Genomic DNA, 863 nt, shown 5'->3' on the forward strand with positions numbered 1-863 from the left:
GACCTGCCCTACCAGGCCGCGCACGCCGTGGAGGACGCGGTGCTGCCCGACGCCGCCCAGTGCTCCCGCCGGCAGCTGGAGCAGCGCGTGGCCCGGGAGGTCCGGATCGCCGACCCGAAGGGCGAGGCCGGACGCCACACGCTTGCCCGCCGCGGTCGGCGGGTCACCCGCCCCCGCCGGCGGCCCCACGGCATGGCCGCGATGTGGGTGGTGCTGGCCGCCGAGGACGCCACCCGCGTCGACGGGGTCCTGCACCACGCCGCCCGCACCGCCAAAGCCCTGGGCGACCCCCGCACCCTGGACCAGCTCCGCGCGGACGGTCTGCGCGACCTGGTCGTGGGAGACGTCCCCGCGTCCGACGGGCCGGCGTTCGAGGTCCACCTCGACCCACCCGCACCGGTCCCCACCCAGCGCCGGGCATCACGTCGCTGGCCGGAGACCACCACCCGTGGTGCTCCCACCCGGCCGGCCGAGCCCATCCCCACCGCCACCCTCACCCCGGTGAGCCAACCCGAGGACGACACCGCGCCCACCGAGCCCAGGCCACCCGCACCCACGCCGAACCACCCCGGGACCATCCCCACCCCGGCAAGGTCCACACCCGGTGCGCCGGCCGAGGCCACGCCCAGGTCTCCCCGGCCCCACGCCGCATCCGCCACCTCCGCGCAGACCGAGCCCGCGCCCGACAGCGCCTCGACCGACACCGACCCGACCGAGGCAGCCCCGACCGCGGTCGTGCCGATGCCCGTGCCCGCGTCCGCCACACCGAGCAGTACCGCCGCGCGCCGCAGCTGCACCCGCTGCGCGGGGCGCCCCGGCGCCGAGGTCAACCTCACCATCGCCGCCTCCACCCTCCTGGGCCT

Annotated in this window: 1 protein-coding gene; it reads left to right on the top strand. The window is 78.1% G+C overall.

Translation table 11 applies throughout. The features are described 5' to 3' along the window. A partial coding sequence (locus FS882_RS20695; protein ID WP_187365416.1) for a DUF222 domain-containing protein occupies nt 1-863 on the top strand: 863 nt, incomplete at both ends.

It is taken from the genome of Cellulosimicrobium cellulans (assembly GCF_007679345.1).
Classification (GTDB): domain Bacteria; phylum Actinomycetota; class Actinomycetes; order Actinomycetales; family Cellulomonadaceae; genus Cellulomonas; species Cellulomonas cellulans_A.